The sequence below is a fragment of the uncultured Ralstonia sp. genome (genome assembly GCA_913056305.1).
Lineage (GTDB): Bacteria > Pseudomonadota > Gammaproteobacteria > Burkholderiales > Burkholderiaceae > Ralstonia.
In genome coordinates this window covers 1-16552 of record CAJXMR010000093.1, presented here as the reverse complement: position 1 = coordinate 16552, position 16552 = coordinate 1, and the positions used below count along the sequence as shown (strand labels likewise).

Sequence of the window (16552 nt, the reverse complement as noted above, 5' to 3'; positions counted from 1 at the left end):
CGCGCGTGGTGACGGGCACGGTCATCATGCTGATCGGCTTTTCGCTGCTGAGCGTTGGCATCAACTGGGCGGCCGGCGGGCAGCAGATGATTCCGCAGGTGGTGGGTGGCGTCACGCGCATGGTGCCCAACCCGGCCTTTGGCGATCCGTTTAGTCTGGCCATTGCCGCGTTGGTGTTGGTGACGATCCTGCTGCTGACCAAGTTCGGCAATGCGCTGCTGTGCAATATCGCGGTGCTGCTGGGCATCGTGGTGGGCGCGCTGGTGGCGGCGGCCTTCGGCAAGGTGTCGCTGGCCGATGCTGGCGCCGCGCCGCTGGTGACGCTGGTCACGCCGTTCTACTTCGGTGCGCCTAAGTTCGAGCTGTCGGCCATCGTGTCGATGTGCATCGTGATGGTGATCACGCTGGTGGAATCGACTGGCATGTTCCTCGCGCTGTCGCACGTGGTGGGCAAGCGCATCTCGCGCAACGAGCTGACCAACGGCCTGCGCGCCGATGGCCTGGCGACGGTGGTGGCGGGCGTGTTCAACACGTTTCCGCATACGTCGTTCTCGCAGAACATCGGGCTGGTGTCGATCACGGGCGTGCGCTCGCGCTATGTCGCGGCGGCCGGCGGCGTGCTGCTGATCATCCTCGGGCTGTTCCCGAAGCTGTCTTACGTGGTGGCCTCGGTGCCGCAGTACGTGCTGGGCGGCGCGGGCATCGTGATGTTCGGCATGGTGGCGGCCGCCGGCATTCGCATGCTGGGTATGGTCGACTTCCAGCAGCAGCGGCATAACCTGCTGATCATCGCCGTGTCGGTGGGCTTTGGCATGATGCCGACGCTGGCGCCGCAGTTCTTCCACCACTTCCCGGACTGGACGCGGCCGATCACCCACAGCGGCATCGTCATGGGCACGCTGGTGGCGGTGCTGCTCAATGCGTGGTTCAACGGCATTCGCGGCACACAGGAATTGATGCAGGGCGCGGCTGCCGCGGCGCACTGACTAGCGCATTCCACCCGTACCAGACACCCCGCTTCCGGCGGGGTGTTTTGCTTTGGCGACACTCGAGACGGCGCAAGCGTTTGCTTCGTATTTGCGTTGCGCAACGCGTCCTGTTTCACGGTTCTGCAAATAAAGCGCCTTAGGTTGGGCCCGTCTTGGGGGAAGGGGGCGAGCCATGCAAGAGCTTGTTGGGCGATTTGAGAAGACAGAGGCCGGGCGCCAGGAAATTGCGACGCGCAGCGCAGCGTTGAGCCGCTCAAGCCGTGCCTTGCTGATCATGGTGGATGGCCAGGCCACCGCTGAAGAACTCACCGTGCGGGCCCGTCAGCTTGGCATGGAGGAGGGCGCAGTTCTCGCGCTGTTGCAGGCCGGCTTGATCCAGCGTGCAACCGGATCTGCCAGCGAGCAGGTGACCGAGCCGCCGGCCGCTGCACAACCCGAAGCACCGAAACCCGCCGTGCCGGCTCGCAAGCGTTCGCTGGCCGCCGCGCGGATGTACCTGATGGATATCGCGGCCCGCACCTTCAGTTCGGCCGAACACCCGATCCGCGTACGCCTGATGGAGGCAACGGATCGCGCTGCGGTGGAGGGCGCCTTCGACGCATTGCTTGCCGCGCTGCGCGAGGCCACATCGGTATCGATGGTGGAGCAGGTCGAGACGTCCTTCCGTGCCTTCCTGCCCGCGGAAGAGAGCGCTGTGCCCGGTTGAGGTTGCGTGTCGGATTGCCCGCGCCCCAAGCACGACACCCCGCATAACGCGGGGTGTTTGCTTTTGCGGCCGTGTCAGATCACGCAGCCTGCTGCGTGACCTCGTCCTGCAGCAGGCCGCGCGCCCGCTGGTTGGACTTGTAGATGTTGTCGCGCACCGGTGCCGCGCCGGTCTTCACGCTGTGCACCCATTCCTGGGTCGACAGTACCGCCGCAAAGCGCGATTGCAGCACCACGCTATAGACACGGTGGATGTCTTCCGCGCTCGCGAAGCCGGCCTGGTTGCGGTACGAGACCGTGCCCGACGCATCGTGCAGGAACTCCACCGCGGTGCCGTTGTGCAGCGCGTGGTTGATGGTCGAGGCATCGCAGTTGTGCGTCATGTAGCCGACCACCGTGAGCGTGTCGATGCTATTGGCTTGCAGCCACTGCGCCAGGTCGGTTTCCGGGTAGGCGCTCGGCAGCGTCTTGCGCACGTAGTGGTCATGCGGGCGGGCGGCGACCACCGGGTGTAGCTGCCAGCCGTCCGTGTCGATGGCGAACAGCGGTGAGGTGGCGGGTGAGGTCTGCTGCACCACGATCACCGGAATGCCCGCCGCGCGCGCCGCGTCCATGGCAACGCCGACATTGGCGACGGTCTGCTGCGGGTCCGGGTACTCGATCGGCAGATCGCCAGTGAAGTATTCGTTCTGCACGTCGATCACGATCAGGGCGCGCTTGGGGGTGGCGTTTGCAGTCATGGCAGTGCTCCTCTGGGTGGGTTGGGCGGACGTTGCGTTGTGCCCGTGGACAGCATCATCGTCGACGGCTATCCTTCCCGACAGTGGCCCGGAAGACAATCATCGATGGAATCGGGCCAAACGCGAGGCAAACCAGCGGAGGCGCCATGCAACCCCCTGAAATCGCTGTCCTGGCCTTCAACGACATCAGCCCGTTCCACCTCTCGGTACCGTGCCTGGTGTTTGAAGACCGCATCTGGGCGGGGCTGCCGTCGTACCGCCTGCGCATCTGCGCGGGGGAGCCGGCCAGGAAAGGTGGCCTGCGCACCACCGCCGGCTTTGCCGTGCAGACCGACCTGACCCTGGAAGACGCCGCCCACGCCGACGTGTTGATCGTGCCGTCATGGCGCGACCCTGATGAGCCGCCGCCCGCGCCGATGGTGGAGGCGGTGCGTGCCGCGTATGAGCGCGGGGCCACGGTGGTTGGCCTGTGCCTGGGCGCGTTCGTGCTGGCCGAAGCCGGCGTGCTCGACGGCCGCGAGGCGACCACGCACTGGAGCGCGATCGAATCGTTCTCGCGCCGCTACCCGCGCGTCAAGCTGGTGCCCGACGTGCTGTACCTGGATGCCGATGATGGCCGGCTGGTGACCTCCGCCGGCACCGCCGCCGGCCTCGATTGCTGCCTGCACCTAGTGCGCCGCTGGCACGGCGCGGAAGTCGCCAACCGCGTGGCGCGGCGGCTGGTGGTGGCGCCGCACCGGCAGGGCGGGCAGGCGCAATACATCGAGCAGCCGCTGCACGATGCGCCGGGCGGCGATCGTCTCTCCGATCTGCTCAACTGGACGGTGGCCAACCTGGCCGAGCCGCACACGCTCGATTCGCTGGCCACGCGTGCCGCCATGAGCCGGCGCAACTTCACGCGGCGCTTCCGGGAGCTGACGGGCACGACGGTCGGCCAATGGCTGCTCGGCCAGCGCCTGGCTTACGCGCAGCGCATGCTGGAGACCACGCAGCAGCCCATCGACGCGATTGCGCAGCGCGCGGGCTTCGGCAGTGCGGTGTCGTTGCGGCAGCATTTCAGCCGCGTGTATCACACCTCGCCGAGCGCCTATCGCGCGCTGTTTGCGCAGACGTAGCCTCGCGCTGCGCCGGCACGCCTTGCCTCAATCCAGCTTGCGCCGCGCGGTCTCGCGTATGAACGGCAGCGGCAGCAGCGACACCACCGCACAGCCGATCACATACCACGCCGGCGCCAGGTTGTTGCCCGTCAGCTTGATCAGCCACGTCGCGAAGAACTGCGCAAAGCCGCCGAAGATCGACACCCCGAGGCAATACACCAGCGACATGCCCGTCGCACGGATCTCGCGCGGAAACAGCTCGGGCAGCATCACGATGTTCGGCACCGCCGTGAACGAGACCAGCACCGCCAGCACGCCCACGACTGACAGCAGCATCGGCACCGTCGGCGTCTGGTTGATCAGCATGAACGCCGGATAGATCGCCAGGATCAGCAGCACGCGCGAGACGCCCAGCACGCGCTTGCGGCCGAGACGATCCGACAGCGACCCCGCCAGCGGCGAGCACACCACCGTCACCACCGCCGCCACCCACGACGCCCACAGCGCCAGCGACATCGGCAGATGCAGGATCTGGATCGCGTAGGTCGACAGGTAGAACAGCACGATGTAGTTGGCCACCGTGCCGCCGATGGTGGTGATGGTGCCGGCGGTGAGCGCCCCCAGATGCTGCGAGAAGATGCGGCGGACCGGGTGGTCGACCGCGGCGCCGGCATGCTCGCTGGCGCCGGGCAGGGTCTCCTCAAGATGCCGGCGGATATAGACCGCCACCGGCCCCATCAACATGCCGATCATGAAGGGGATGCGCCAGCCCCAGCTGTGCAGGGATGCCTCCGGCAGATTGGACGCCAGCGCCACGCCCAGCAGCGAGCCGCACACCGTGTTCAAGCCCTGGCTCACGAACTGCCAGCTGCCGTAGAAGCCGCGCGTGGAATCATCCGCGTATTCCATCAGCAGTGAGGTGGAGGCCCCGATCTCGCCGCCGAGCGCAAAGCCCTGCAGCAGCCGCGCGGCGATGATCAGCGCCGGCGCCGCCAGCCCGATCGCCGCATAGGTGGGCGCGAACGCGATGATGGCCGAGCCGATCGTCATCAGCCACAGCGTCATGCTCATGCCGGCCTTGCGGCCCGCGCGGTCGGCATAGGCGCCCAGCACGATGCCGCCGACCGGCCGCATGATGAAGCCCACGCCAAACGTGCCAACCGCGAGCATGAGCTGCGTCAACTGCCCTTCAACCGGGAAATACAGCTTGGCGATGATGGTCGCGAAGAAGCTGTAGACCGTGAAGTCAAAGAATTCCAGGCCGTTGCCGATGGTGATGGCGGCAATGGCCTTGGCGCGGCTCACCCGCGCGGTGGGCGCCGCCTGCAATGCGGCGGCTTGGATCGATGCGTCCATGGGGTCTCCTCCTTGTTTTGTCGCGCGCTCGTCTGTGCGATTGCGCGCAGTGCCGCCCGTGTCAGGCCAGGAACGCGTGCGCGAGCTGCACCCAGTACGACGCACCCGTCGGCAGGCACGCGTCGTTGAAGTCGTAGCCGGGGTTGTGGACCATGCAGCCGCCTTCCCCATCGCCATTGCCGATGATCAGGTAGCTGCCGGCGCAGCGCTCCAGCAGGAAGGCGAAATCTTCGCTGCCGGTGAGTGGCTGCATGTCGGGCAGCAGGTTGTCCGCGCCCACCCAGTCCAGCGCGACCTGTTTGGCGAAGGCCGTCATCTGCGCGTCGTTGACGAGCACCGGATAGCGGCGCTGGTAATCGACCTCGGCATGCGCACCGTAGACGGCGGCCTGCGCGCGGGCCACCTCGGTGATGCGGGTCTGCAGCAGGTCGCGCACCTCGGGTTTGAGCGCGCGCACCGACAGGCGCATCTGTGCCTTCTCCGGAATCACGTTGGGCGCGTCGCCCGCGTGGATGGCGCCGACGGTGATGATGGCCATCTCCAGCGGCGGCACGTTGCGCGAGACGATGGTCTGCAGCGCCAGCACGATCTGCGCGCACACCACCACCGGGTCGACCGCCTTGTGCGGCATGGCGCCATGACCGCCACGGCCCGTCACATCGATGACGACCGTATCGGACGACGCCATGAACGGCCCCGGCAGGAAGCCGAACTTGCCCGTCGGGAAGCCCGGCATGTTGTGCATGGCAAACACCGCATCGCACGGGAACTGCGCGAACAGGCCGTCGTCGAGCATCTTCTTGGCGCCGCCCAGGCCCTCTTCGGCCGGCTGGAAGATCAGGTTGAGCGTGCCGTTGAAGCTGCGCTCGTGCGCGAGGTGCTTCGCCGCAGCGAGCAGCATGGCGGTGTGGCCGTCGTGGCCGCACGCGTGCATCTTGCCGGGGACGGTGCTGGCGTAGGGCAGGCCGGTGTTCTCGTGGATGGGCAGGGCGTCCATGTCGGCGCGCAGGCCGAGGCGGCGCTTGCCGTCGCCCAGCTTGAGCTGCCCGATCACCCCGGTGCCGCCCAGGCCGCGATGCACGGTGTAGCCCCATTCGGCCAGCCGTTCGGCCACCAGATCGCTGGTGGCGAATTCTTCAAAGCCGAGTTCGGGATGCGCGTGGATGCGGCGGCGCAGCTCGATCATTTCAGCCGCTACGCCCGGGGGGAGGATCGCGTTGGTCATGGGGTGCCTTCGTGAGAAAAACGGTCGGCACAGCATAGGCGCGGCGATCCGGATGCGGCAGACGTACACTCGTTACGTTGGCAACCATTGGTTGCCTCACGTTAACCCTGGGTTTCCATGAAGCTGCACCAACTCAACACCCTGGCCGCGATTGCCGAGGCCGGCAGCATCCGCGCGGCAGCGCGGGCGCTCGATGTATCACCGGCTGCGCTCACCAAGGCCGTGCGCGAGCTGGAAGCCGACCTGAAGGTGCCGCTGGTGGTGCGTAGTACGGCTGGGATCACGTTTACCGAATTCGGCCAGGCGCTGGTCGTGCATGCGCGGCTGGTGCGCACGCAGCTGGCGCGCGCGCAGGCCGAGATCGAAGCGCTGCGCGGTGCGGCGCGCGGGCGGCTGTCGATCGGGGTCACGCCGTGGATCGCGCTCACCTTCCTGCCCGATACCGTGCGCCGCTTTCACGCGCGCATGCCGGACATCCAGCTCGAACTGTTTGAAGGGCTGCTGGCCGTGGTGACGCCCAGGCTGCGCGACGGCAGTCTCGACTTCTCGATCGGCAAGCCGCCCTCGGGCACGCACACCGAGTTTCATACCCAGCCGCTGTTCTCCACGGCCTCGGCGGTGGTGGCGCGGCCGGGGCATCCACTGGCCGGCAGCCGCGCGCTGGCGGCGCTGACCGACGCCGAATGGTTGCTGAATTGGGACCCGGGCAGCGCCGATGAGATCGCGGCACACATGTTTACGCGGCGCGGCGTGCCTGTCCCGCGCCGCATCCACCTGGCGCATTCATTGACGATCGCGCTTGGCCTGCTGCCGCGCACCGACATGCTGAGCGTGTTTCCGTGGCCGCTGGTGGAGACGGCGCTCGTCAAGGGGGCACTGGACGCGCTACCGCTGGAGGAGTCGATCGAAGAGACGCAGGTGGTGGTCACCTCGCGGCGCGATGCGCCGCTCACCCCGGTAGCGGAATGCTTTCTGGCGTGCCTGCATGAAGAGATTGCCGAGGGGGCCCGCTCGCGTGATCCGGAGCGGCGGCGGCTGTTTCACGCCATCGAATTCATGGCGTAGCGCGGCGGCGGCCACCAGGGCACGCCGCGCGCGGCTTGGCGGTTACATGAACAGCGGATACGCGTGCGACAGCGCAATCACCACCACCTGCGCCACCACCAGCAGCACCAGCGGCGACAGATCCAGCCCGCCCAGCGGCGGCAGCACGCGGCGGATGGGGCGCAGCAGCGGATCGACCAGCGCACCCAGCACTGCGCCCATGGGCGAGTGCGGCGCCACCCAGGACAGGACGGCCGAGACCAGCGTGACCCACACCAGCACATTGAACGCCCACTTCAGTGCAATGAACACCGCACCCAGGAAGCCGAACGGCAGCAGGCCGAGCGGGCTGATGCCGATCGTGCTGACCAGCAGCACCAGGTAGACCAGTGCCGTCAGGTAGGTGGCCACCAGCGATGCCCAGTCGATATAACCCGTGGCGGGAATCACGCGGCGCAACGGGTGCACCAGCCAGCCCGTGAGCTGGAAGATGGCCTGTGACAGCGGGTTACGCGGCGACAGCCGCACCGCTTGCGTCCAGGCGCGCAAGAGCAGCGCGGCGCCGAACAGCGTGAAGATCGTGTCGAGCAGGAAACGCGTGATGTCGCCGAACATGCGTCCGGATCTCCTATGGTCAGGTGGCGCAAAAACCGGTGGGCGAACGACGCCCGGCCGGGCCGCGTATTGTCGCATGGGAGTCTGGCCGCAGCCTGAGCGAGGGCGGCGCCTGACACGGTGGGCTGGCGCCGCAAGACTTGACACCGTGGTTGGCGTATCGTCCTGGGGGTGCAGCATGCGTCGCGGCAGGCATGCGCGACTCACTTCCCTCCATGGCAAGGAGAACCCTCGTGAAGCAACGTCGATTGCGTAGCCTGCTTGGCGCCGCGCTGTTCCCGCTGGCGCTGGTATCAGGCGTGCCCCAGGTGCACGCCCAGGCCGGCACGTTCATCATCCAGTCCCCCGCCTTTGCCGACGGCGGCGTCATGGACCGCAAGTACGCCGGCAAGAACCCCGCCAACCCGAACTGCACCGGCGACAACGTCTCGCCGGCGCTGGCCTGGTCCGACGTGCCGGCCGGCACCACCAGCCTGGCGCTGATCGTGAGCGACCCGCAGGGCGCCGGCGGCCAGGGCGTGAATCATTGGATGGCGTACGGCATCTCTCCCACGCAGACCGCGTTGCTCGAGGGCGCGGGCACCGGCAATGACCTGCGCATGGGCCAGAACACCACCGGCAAGCCGCAATACCTCGGGCCGTGCCCGCCCAAGGGCTCGGGCATGCACCACTACGTGTTCGTGCTGATCGCCACCGATCTGGTGCCCGATGCGCTGCCCGCCGGGCTCACGCGCGCCGAGCTGGACGCCGCGCTCAAGGGCCACAGCAAGGGCACCGCCGCGTGGGTGGGCCGCTTCGGGAATTTCTAAACCAGCGGGATGCGCGGGATGCGCGAATAGGCGGATGGCTGCGCATGCAGGCCATCCGCTGGTGCGGCGCGGATTGGCGTCGGCTACGCCCTCAGTTGGCCGCCACCGGAAAGCTCGCCTGCCAGACCGCGCCCTGCACGTTCACCGGTTTGGGAATCAGCTTCTGCTGGAGGAACTGGTCGGCAATCTGCTGTTGTGACGCCACAATCTCGGGCGTGACCGGCGTGGCGCCGTAAGGCACGCGCCGCAGCCAGGTTTCGACCACCGGTTGCTCGATGCCGAGCCTGGGCGCGAGCAGTGCGGCAGTCTCCCGCGGATGCTGGTTGACCCACAGGCCGCTTGTGCGCAGCTGCGCCAGGATGGCATTGACCGCGCGCGGCTGCGTCTTCACGAAATCCGGCGTCGCCTCGTAGAAATTGAAGATCGGCAGCGCGCTGAAGTCGCCCAGCGTGCGGGTCTTCAGTGCCTTCTGCGCGAGCGCGTAGTACGGGTCCCACACCACCCAGGCGTCTACCGCGCCGCTTTCAAAGGCGGCGCGCGCTTCGGCTGGCGGCAGGTAGATCGGCAGGACGTCCTGCACCGTCAGGTTGGCGCGCTTGAGCAGTTGCACCAGCAGGTAGTTGGAGCTGGAGCCCTTCTGCAGTGCGATGCGCTTGCCCTTCAAGTCCGCCACGCTGTGCGCCGGCGAGCTGTCGAGCACGAACAGTGCCTCGTTGGTCTTGCCGCCCGGTTCGGCGCCAACGTACACCAGACGCGCGCCGGCGGCCTGCGCGAACACCGCGGGCGGCGCGCCGGTATAGCCGAAATCGATGCTGCCGGCGTTGAGCGCCTCCAGCAGTTGCGGGCCGGCGGGGAATTCCTTCCACTCGATCTTGTAGCCGAGGTCGGCCAGTGGCTTGTCGAGCGAGCCTTGCGCCTTCAGCACGGCCAGCAGGCCGGCCTTCTGGAAGCCGATGCGCACCGTGCCGGCAGGGTCTGCGGCAAACGCCATGCCGGTGCAGAGCGCGAGGCCAGCCCCGAACAGCGTGGCGATCCAGCGACGTCGGCCGGACGGCGGGGTGTGTTGGGGCGACTGCGCTTGCATGATGCCTCCTGCGTTGTGGGTATCGATGCGGTCGATGCTACGGACCGCCCGCACGCGAAGGAACGAACAAGATTGCATGTGCATAGATGCAGCGGCGTCACCAGGCCGGCATGCGTTGGGCCAGCGACGCGAGATACGCCCACGGAAAGATGCCGCGCGCATGCCCATCGCTGAAGACGAGCTGTACGCCGTAGCCGGTCGGGCCGAAGGCCGTGACGCGCACGTCGGGTGGCGCGTCCACCGTCAAGCCGCTGCGCCGGCGTGACTGGCATTCGGCACAGCGGCAGGCGTTGCGCAGCGTTGCGTGATCGAGCGAGGCCGCCCGGTCCGCCCAGGCCACATGCAGCCGGCCTTGCGCGAGGTCGTTGTGGATCCGCTCAGGCGCGTGCATGCGCATCCCCAAGCTGCGCCAGTGCAATGCGCACGGCCTTGACGACTTCCGGATCGCCGTCGGATGCAGCGATGCGCAAGGCGGGCAGGGCGGCCGCATCGCCGATCTCGCCCAGCGCGAGCGCGGCTTCCTTGCGCAAGTTGCTGATTGGGTGCGCGAGCAACGCGGCGAGCGCTTCGACGGCCTGCGCCGTGCGCCAGCGGCCGAGCGCGCGGGCAGCTTGCAGGCGGATTTGCCAGTAGTCGTCTGCCAGCGCCTCGACCAGCGCGTGCGTGACGCCGGCTTCAGGTGCCAATGCGCGCAACTTGCCGAGCGTCGCGGCACTTTCTTCGCGCACGCGCCAGACGGGGTCGCGCAGGGCGTCGAGCAACGCGGGCAGGACGGAGGCATCGCTCGCCAGCCCCAGCGCACCGGCGGCGGCGCGGCGCACTTCCGCATCGGCGTCGTCGCGTGCGCGTTCGGCCAAGGCGGGCAGCGCAGCCACATGCTTGCGCCAGCCGAGCACGGCCACGGCTTCGCGGCGCACGGCGGCGTTGGGGTCATGCAGCGCGGCCAAGGCGGGCGCCTCGCTTGCGGGCACGCGCAGCTCGCGCAGGCCGCGCAAGGCGGCGGCGCGTACGGAGGCATCGGCGTGGCTGACGTAGGGCAGCAGGGCGGGTGCCGAGTCCGCCGATTTCAGGTCACCGAGGCCAAGCGCTGCCGCTTCGCGCACGGCGGCATCGGTGTCTTCCAATGCACGGGCGAGGGCGGCCACGGTGTCGGGCTGCTCCCATGTCGCCAGGATGCGCGCGGCTTCCAGGCGCACGTCGGGCGATGGGTCATCGGCCAGCAGCGCGATCACCTCGGGCAGCGCATCGGCGTCTTCATCATCGGCCAACTGCAGCAGGGCGACGCGGCGCGTGGCGGCATCGGCGTCGCGCAGGCGGGTGAGGATAGGTGTTGTCATCGCGGCCTCAGCGCAGCAGGTAGGGGATGTCGACCTTGACGGCACCGGTCGGGCAGTCCTGCTCGCAGGGCATGCAGTACCAGCATTCGTCAAACTGCATGAAGGCTTTGCCCTTGCTCAGGTCGATAGCGAGCAGGTCGAGCGGGCAGACGTCGACGCATACCGTGCAGCCCTTGTCGGCAATGCACTTGGCTTCGTCGATGGTGACGGGCGCGCTGCTGCGCGAGGCGATGTCGTGGGGTGTATAGGGCATGATCAGGCGGCTTGCGGAATGCGCAGGTGCGCGTAGGAATTGGCCTTCCCGACACCTTGCACGTCGACGGGGATGACGTAGGGCTCGACGGCCTGCTTGCGGCTGGCCATGGCGCCGTGGGCGTCCTTGTAGAGGCGCGTGTGGCAGAACCAGTTGGCGTCGTCGCGCTCGGGGTGGTCGACGCGGTGGTGGTACAGGCCCCAGCGGCTCTCGGTGCGGAACAGCGATGCGCGCGCGGCCATCTCTGCGCAATCACGGATGAAGCTGACCTCCATCGCGCGCATCAGCTCGTGCGGGTTACGCGCATGCAGGTGGGTGATGTCTTCGGCAATCTCGTCGAAGCGGCGCAGGCCGATCTCCATCTTGCGCGTGACCTTAGGCGGTTGCAGGTAGTCGTTGACCATGCGGCGCAGCTTGTATTCCACCTGCGCCGGTGCGAGGCCGTGGTCGCGTTGCAGCGGCGCGAAGATGCGCACGCGCTCACGGGTGATCTGCTCGTCATCCACCTGCGCGGTGCCTTGCCGGCCGGCGATGTAGTCCGCTGCGTTCTGCCCGGCAAACCAGCCGTAGGTGAACGCGCCCAGCATGTAGTTGTGCGGTACGGCGGCCATGTCCCCAGCGGAGTACAAACCGGGAACGGTCGTCTCCGCACGCGCATTCACGTACACGCCCGAGGCGCTGTGCCCGCTGCAGAAGCCGATCTCGGAGATGTGCATCTCCACCATCTGCGTGCGGTAATCCGTGCCGCGCCCGGCGTGGAAGCGGCCGCGGCTTGGGCGCTCGTTGGTGTGCAGGATGGTCTCGATGGTCTGGATGGTTTCTTCCGCTAGATGGTCGAGCTTGAGGAAGACCGGGCCCTTGCCGCCCTGTAGCTCCTGGTAGAACTCCCACATCATCTGGCCGCTCCAGTAGTCGCACTGGATGAAGCGCTCGCCGCGCGCGTTGGCTGTGAAGCCGCCCAGCGGGCCAGTCACGTAAGCGCACGCGGGGCCGTTGTAGTCCTTGATGAGGGGGTTGATCTGGAAGCATTCCAGGTTGGCGAGTTCGGCCCCTGCGTGGTACGCCATTGCATAGCCGTCGCCGGCGTTGGTGGGGTTCTCGTAGGTGCCCATCAGGTAGCCGGAGGCGGGCAGGCCGAGGCGCCCGGCCGCGCCGCAACTGAGCACGACAGCCTTTGCACGCACGACCAGAAAATCGGCAGTGCGGCAATCGAAGCCGAGCACGCCGCAGGCTGCGCCATCGGCATCGGTCAGCACGCGCGTGACGACGATACGGTTGGTGATCTCCACCCGCGCGCGCTTGAGCTGCCGATACAAGACCTTCTTGATGTCGTGCCCCTCCGGCATTGGCAGCACGTAGCTGCCCATGTGATGGACCTTCTTGACGGCGTAGTCGCCCGTCTCATCCTTCTCGAACTTCACGCCCCAGCGGTCGAGCTGCTCGATGGTGGCGAAGCTGTGCTGCGCATACGCATACACGGCCGATTGATCGACGATGCCGTCATTGGCGAGCGTGATCTCGCGCGTGTATTGCTCCGGCGTGGCATGACCGGGGATGACCGCGTTGTTCAGCCCGTCCATGCCCATCGAGATGGCGCCGCTGCGCTTCACGTGGGCCTTGTCGATCAGCAGCACGCGTAGCGCGGGGTTGCGCTCCTTTGCCTTGATGGCAGCCATCGGGCCGGCGGTGCCGCCGCCCACGACGACGAGGTCGTATTCCAGTTCCAGCGTGTTCATGTGCGTTCCTGCGAGGGGAGGATGGATTGCGCAGATGCGGCCACCTGCCGGTCCAGCCGCAGCCGGTACTGGAAGGCATCGCCGCGGAAGGTGAGGCGCTCGAAGTCGATGGGGGTGCCGTGCGCGTCGTGCGTGAGGCGTTCAACGCGCAGGACGGGCGCACCCGCGCCGGTGTCGAGCGCAGCGGCCGTGGCGTGGTCCGCCAGCGCGGCGTCGATGGCGAGCGTGGCATGGCCGAGCGCCACACCAGCGTCCTGTTCCAGCACCAGAAACACATCGCGCGTCACCAGATCCGCCCGGGCAACGATGCAACCGAGCGCTTCCGGCAGCCACGTCACTTCCAGCGAGACCGGCGCGCGATCGAGCAGCCGCACGCGATGCAATTCGGTGACGGGCGTGCCTGGCGCCAGTTGCAGCGCCTGCGCCACATCGGCGGGCGCGGGCACCGTCTCCATCCGCAGCACGCGGTTGCGGATGGCATGGCCTTGCGTCGACATCGCCTCTGCAAAGCCCTGCAGCGCCGTCACGTTCTGGAAGATCTTGGGGCGACTGACGAACGTGCCCTTGCCGTGCCGGCGGAAGATCAGCCCTTCGTTCTGCAGATCGGCCAGCGCCTGGCGCACGGTGATGCGGCTGGCACCGAACTGCGCGCACAGCGCCGCCTCGGATGGCAGCAGCGTGTCCGGCGCGTAGTGGCCGCTGAGGATGGTCTCGCGCAGCGCACCCTTGATCCGCTCATAGAGCGGGGGCGCCTGCAGGCGAGGGGAGGGAGGGGAGGTCGTCATCTGGGCGCGAACTCGTCATAACAAGTGCGCCAAGTCTAAAAAGCCGGCGTTGCCGGTGGAACGAAGGTTTTTCGATATGGTTCTGCGGTTTTTGCGTCTGGCGCCATGCTCGGCGCGCCAACGCTTGGGACCGCCGTGATGGCGTCAGCGCACGGCGCAGGCACGCGCACGTATCCCGAACGACCCATCGCGCCAAGACTGATACAGAAATCGATATCAGTCCGGCCGGAAAAAGCATTAGACGGTCATGTCAGCCTGTCCATAACATGACTCAGCACAAATGACAGGCAATGCGGTTGCGGTGCGCCATCGGCTGCCCCGTTTGCTGAAAAACATGTGCGCGGCCCTGGTCGTCGGTTGTCGTATGGGGCCGTCTTCCACCATAAGGAGAGAGACGATGCAAAAAACGAGCGCTGCCAGCGCCAGACGTACCGTACTGACCCTGTTGACCACCGCCGGCCTGCTGCTGGCGACCAGCCTGAGCGCCCACGCGGCCGACAAGGCGTTCACCCTGGGGTTTGCTCAAGTGGGCGCCGAAAGCGAATGGCGTACCGCCAATTCCGAATCGATCAAATCCACCGCCAAAGAGCAGGGCGTGAATCTCAAGTTTTCCGATGCGCAGCAGAAGCAGGAAAACCAGATCAAGGCGATCCGCTCCTATATCGCGCAGAAGGTCGATGTGATTGCGTTCTCGCCGGTGGTCGAATCCGGCTGGGATACCGTGCTGCAAGAGGCCAAGGCCGCCAAGATTCCGGTGATCCTGACCGATCGGGGCATCGACAGCAAAGACCCGTCGCTCTACGTCTCGTTTATCGGCTCGGACTTCACCGAAGAGGGCCGCAAGGCCGGCCGCTGGTTGCTCGACAACACCAAGGGCAAGGGCGATGTGAACATCGTCGAGCTGCAGGGCACCGTCGGCTCCGCGCCGGCCATCGACCGCAAGCGCGGCTTTGAAGAGGTGATCAAGACCGACCCGCACTACAAGATCATCCGCTCGCAAACCGGCGACTTCACCCGCGCCAAGGGCAAGGAGGTGATGGAGGCCTTCCTGAAGGCCGAGGGCAAGAAGATCAACGTCCTGTTCGCCCACAACGACGACATGGCGATCGGCGCGATCCAGGCCATTGAGGAAGCCGGCCTCAAGCCGGGCAAGGACATCGTCATCGTCTCCATCGACGGCGTGAAGGGCGCGTTCGAGGCCATGATGGCCGGCAAGCTCAACGTCACCGTCGAATGCAGCCCGCTGCTGGGCCCGCAACTGATGGACACCGCACGCGCCGTGCTGGCCGGCAAGACGGTGCCCAAGCGCATCGTGACCAAGGAAGGCATCTTCCCGATGGATGTGGCGGCCAAGGAGTTTCCGAACCGGAAGTATTGAGGTCCGCAGGCACCTCCTTGAGTAGGCGGTAGGGCGGGCTGGCCGCTGCGCGCAAAGTCTTCGCGCGTGCAGCGGCCAGCCCGCCCTGCTGGCATGAACAAAAACAACAGGGGACCCTCCATGCCGGACAACACTCACCACACCGCCCCGCTGCTGCAGATGCGGGGCATCTCCAAAGCCTTCCCCGGCGTGCAGGCGCTGGCCGGGGTGGATTTCCGCCTGTTTGCGGGTGAAGTCCATGCCTTGATGGGCCAGAACGGCGCCGGCAAATCGACGCTGATCAAAGTGCTCACCGGCGTGGAGGCGCCCGATGCCGGCGAGATCCGGCTGGGCGAGGAGCCCATCGCCCCGGCCTCGCCGCTGGATGCGCAACAGCTCGGTATCAGCACGGTGTATCAGGAGGTCAACCTCTGCCCCAATCTCTCGGTGGCGGAGAACATCCACATCGGCCGCTTTCCGATGCGCCTGGGCAGCATCGACTGGCGCGCGGCCAACCAGGCAGCGGAACAACTGCTGGCCGATCTGAACATCCATCTGGACGTGACGCTGCCGCTGTCGCTCTACCCGGTCGCCATCCAGCAGATGGTGGCGATTGCCCGTGCGCTCTCGACCGAGGCGCGCATCCTGATCCTGGATGAGCCCACCTCCAGCCTCGACGATGAAGAGGTCGCGCGCCTGTTTGCCGCGATCCGCACGCTCAAGGCCAAGGGCATGGCGGTGCTGTTCGTCACGCATTTTCTCGACCAGACCTATGCGATTGCCGACCGCATCACCGTGCTGCGCAACGGCCGGCTGGAAGGCGAATACGCCGCCGCCGACCTGCCGCAACTCACGCTGATCAACAAGATGGTGGGGCGGGAGATCGATGCCAGCCGCTTCGAGCGCACCGACGCGCAACCCGCCGATGACACCGCCCCGGCCTTCCTCACCGCGCGCGGCGTGGGCCGCCGTGGCGTGGTGCAGCCGCTCGATCTGGACATCCGCCCCGGCCAGGTGCTGGGCCTGGGCGGGCTGCTGGGCTCCGGCCGCACCGAGACCGCCCGGCTGCTGTTCGGCATCGACCGCAACGACGCCGGCTCGATCGAGATCAACGGGCAGGCGCACCAGTTCCGCTCCCCGCGTGACGCGATCCGCCAGGGCATCGGCCTGTGCCCGGAAGACCGCAAGACCGAGGGCATCGTCGCCGAGCTGTCGATCCGCGAGAACATCATCCTGGCGCTGCAGGCCAAGCGCGGCCTGTTCCGCACGCTGCCGAAGAAACGCCAACGCGAAATCGCCGATCAGTACATCGCCCAGCTCGGCATCAAGACGCCGGATGCGGAGAAGCCCATCGGCCAGCTCTCCGGCGGCAACCAGCAGAAGGCCGTGCTGGCGCGCTGGCTGGCGACCGACCCGGCCA

17 protein-coding genes are annotated in these 16552 nt (G+C 67.2%); 7 read left to right on the top strand and 10 right to left on the bottom strand.

What is annotated here, in order from left to right:
• Together QZ609_RS15215 and QZ609_RS15210 are read left to right on the top strand one after the other, a co-directional pair.
• A partial coding sequence (locus tag QZ609_RS15215) for a nucleobase:cation symporter-2 family protein (protein WP_295496397.1) occupies positions 1 to 986 on the top strand: 986 nt, incomplete at its 5' end.
• 277 nt (positions 987 to 1263) lie between these two features.
• Positions 1264 to 1695: a hypothetical protein gene (locus QZ609_RS15210; protein ID WP_295496400.1), complete on the top strand. Its 432-nt coding sequence runs from the start codon at positions 1264 to 1266 to the stop codon at positions 1693 to 1695.
• A gap of 79 nt (positions 1696 to 1774) precedes the next feature.
• Here the strand turns inward: QZ609_RS15210 and QZ609_RS15205 are convergent, their stop codons facing one another.
• The gene (locus QZ609_RS15205) at positions 1775 to 2434 is read right to left on the bottom strand and encodes a cysteine hydrolase family protein (RefSeq protein ID WP_295496394.1); all 660 of its coding nucleotides are present in this window, start codon (positions 2432 to 2434) and stop codon (positions 1775 to 1777) included.
• A 146-nt stretch (positions 2435 to 2580) separates the two neighbouring features.
• Here QZ609_RS15205 and QZ609_RS15200 point away from each other — a divergent pair, with 146 nt between their 5' ends.
• Positions 2581 to 3549: a helix-turn-helix domain-containing protein gene (locus QZ609_RS15200; protein ID WP_295496392.1), complete on the top strand. Its 969-nt coding sequence runs from the start codon at positions 2581 to 2583 to the stop codon at positions 3547 to 3549.
• Positions 3550 to 3576: 27 nt separating this feature from the next.
• Here QZ609_RS15200 and QZ609_RS15195 read toward each other — a convergent pair whose 3' ends face one another.
• Together QZ609_RS15195 and QZ609_RS15190 are read right to left on the bottom strand one after the other, a co-directional pair.
• Positions 3577 to 4887, bottom strand: a complete 1311-nt coding sequence (locus tag QZ609_RS15195; RefSeq protein WP_295496389.1) for an MFS transporter — start codon at positions 4885 to 4887, stop codon at positions 3577 to 3579.
• A 61-nt stretch (positions 4888 to 4948) separates the two neighbouring features.
• Positions 4949 to 6112 (bottom strand): M20 aminoacylase family protein, encoded by a 1164-nt coding sequence (locus tag QZ609_RS15190; protein WP_295496386.1) that lies wholly within the window; start codon positions 6110 to 6112, stop codon positions 4949 to 4951.
• Positions 6113 to 6229: 117 nt separating this feature from the next.
• Between QZ609_RS15190 and QZ609_RS15185 the strand changes: the two genes are divergently transcribed.
• Complete coding sequence (locus QZ609_RS15185) at positions 6230 to 7177, top strand: LysR substrate-binding domain-containing protein (protein ID WP_295496383.1); 948 nt, start codon at positions 6230 to 6232, stop codon at positions 7175 to 7177.
• Positions 7178 to 7219: 42 nt separating this feature from the next.
• On the opposite strand, the gene QZ609_RS15180 is transcribed toward QZ609_RS15185, so the two are convergent.
• A complete protein-coding gene (locus QZ609_RS15180) occupies positions 7220 to 7771 on the bottom strand; it encodes a YggT family protein (protein WP_295496381.1) in 552 nt (183 codons plus the stop codon).
• Between the two features lie 233 nt (positions 7772 to 8004).
• Here QZ609_RS15180 and QZ609_RS15175 point away from each other — a divergent pair, with 233 nt between their 5' ends.
• Complete coding sequence (locus QZ609_RS15175; RefSeq protein WP_295496379.1) at positions 8005 to 8580, top strand: YbhB/YbcL family Raf kinase inhibitor-like protein; 576 nt, start codon at positions 8005 to 8007, stop codon at positions 8578 to 8580.
• 91 nt (positions 8581 to 8671) lie between these two features.
• On the opposite strand, the gene QZ609_RS15170 is transcribed toward QZ609_RS15175, so the two are convergent.
• The 6 genes from QZ609_RS15170 to QZ609_RS15145 all read right to left on the bottom strand — a co-directional run bounded on the left by QZ609_RS15170 (position 8672) and on the right by QZ609_RS15145 (position 13775).
• Positions 8672 to 9664, bottom strand: coding sequence for an aliphatic sulfonate ABC transporter substrate-binding protein (locus tag QZ609_RS15170; protein WP_295496376.1), 993 nt, complete (start codon positions 9662 to 9664; stop codon positions 8672 to 8674).
• A gap of 97 nt (positions 9665 to 9761) precedes the next feature.
• On the bottom strand, positions 9762 to 10055 hold the full coding sequence (locus QZ609_RS15165) for a gamma-butyrobetaine hydroxylase-like domain-containing protein (protein WP_295496373.1): 294 nt from the start codon (positions 10053 to 10055) through the stop codon (positions 9762 to 9764).
• A complete protein-coding gene (locus QZ609_RS15160) occupies positions 10042 to 11001 on the bottom strand; it encodes a HEAT repeat domain-containing protein (RefSeq protein WP_295496371.1) in 960 nt (319 codons plus the stop codon). The genes QZ609_RS15165 and QZ609_RS15160 overlap by 14 nt, the downstream gene beginning before the upstream one ends.
• Positions 11002 to 11008: 7 nt before the next feature.
• Positions 11009 to 11254 carry a ferredoxin family protein gene (locus QZ609_RS15155; RefSeq protein WP_295496369.1) on the bottom strand — a complete coding sequence of 82 codons (246 nt, stop codon included), beginning with the start codon at positions 11252 to 11254 and terminating at the stop codon, positions 11009 to 11011.
• 2 nt (positions 11255 to 11256) lie between these two features.
• A complete protein-coding gene (locus QZ609_RS15150) occupies positions 11257 to 12990 on the bottom strand; it encodes a fumarate reductase/succinate dehydrogenase flavoprotein subunit (RefSeq protein WP_295496367.1) in 1734 nt (577 codons plus the stop codon).
• Positions 12987 to 13775 carry a GntR family transcriptional regulator gene (locus QZ609_RS15145; protein WP_295496364.1) on the bottom strand — a complete coding sequence of 263 codons (789 nt, stop codon included), beginning with the start codon at positions 13773 to 13775 and terminating at the stop codon, positions 12987 to 12989. The genes QZ609_RS15150 and QZ609_RS15145 overlap by 4 nt, the downstream gene beginning before the upstream one ends.
• Positions 13776 to 14172: 397 nt before the next feature.
• Here QZ609_RS15145 and QZ609_RS15140 point away from each other — a divergent pair, with 397 nt between their 5' ends.
• Both QZ609_RS15140 and QZ609_RS15135 read left to right on the top strand, forming a co-directional pair.
• Positions 14173 to 15153, top strand: a complete 981-nt coding sequence (locus tag QZ609_RS15140) for an ABC transporter substrate-binding protein (RefSeq protein ID WP_295496362.1) — start codon at positions 14173 to 14175, stop codon at positions 15151 to 15153.
• 120 nt (positions 15154 to 15273) lie between these two features.
• A partial coding sequence (locus tag QZ609_RS15135) for a sugar ABC transporter ATP-binding protein (RefSeq protein ID WP_295496359.1) occupies positions 15274 to 16552 on the top strand: 1279 nt, incomplete at its 3' end.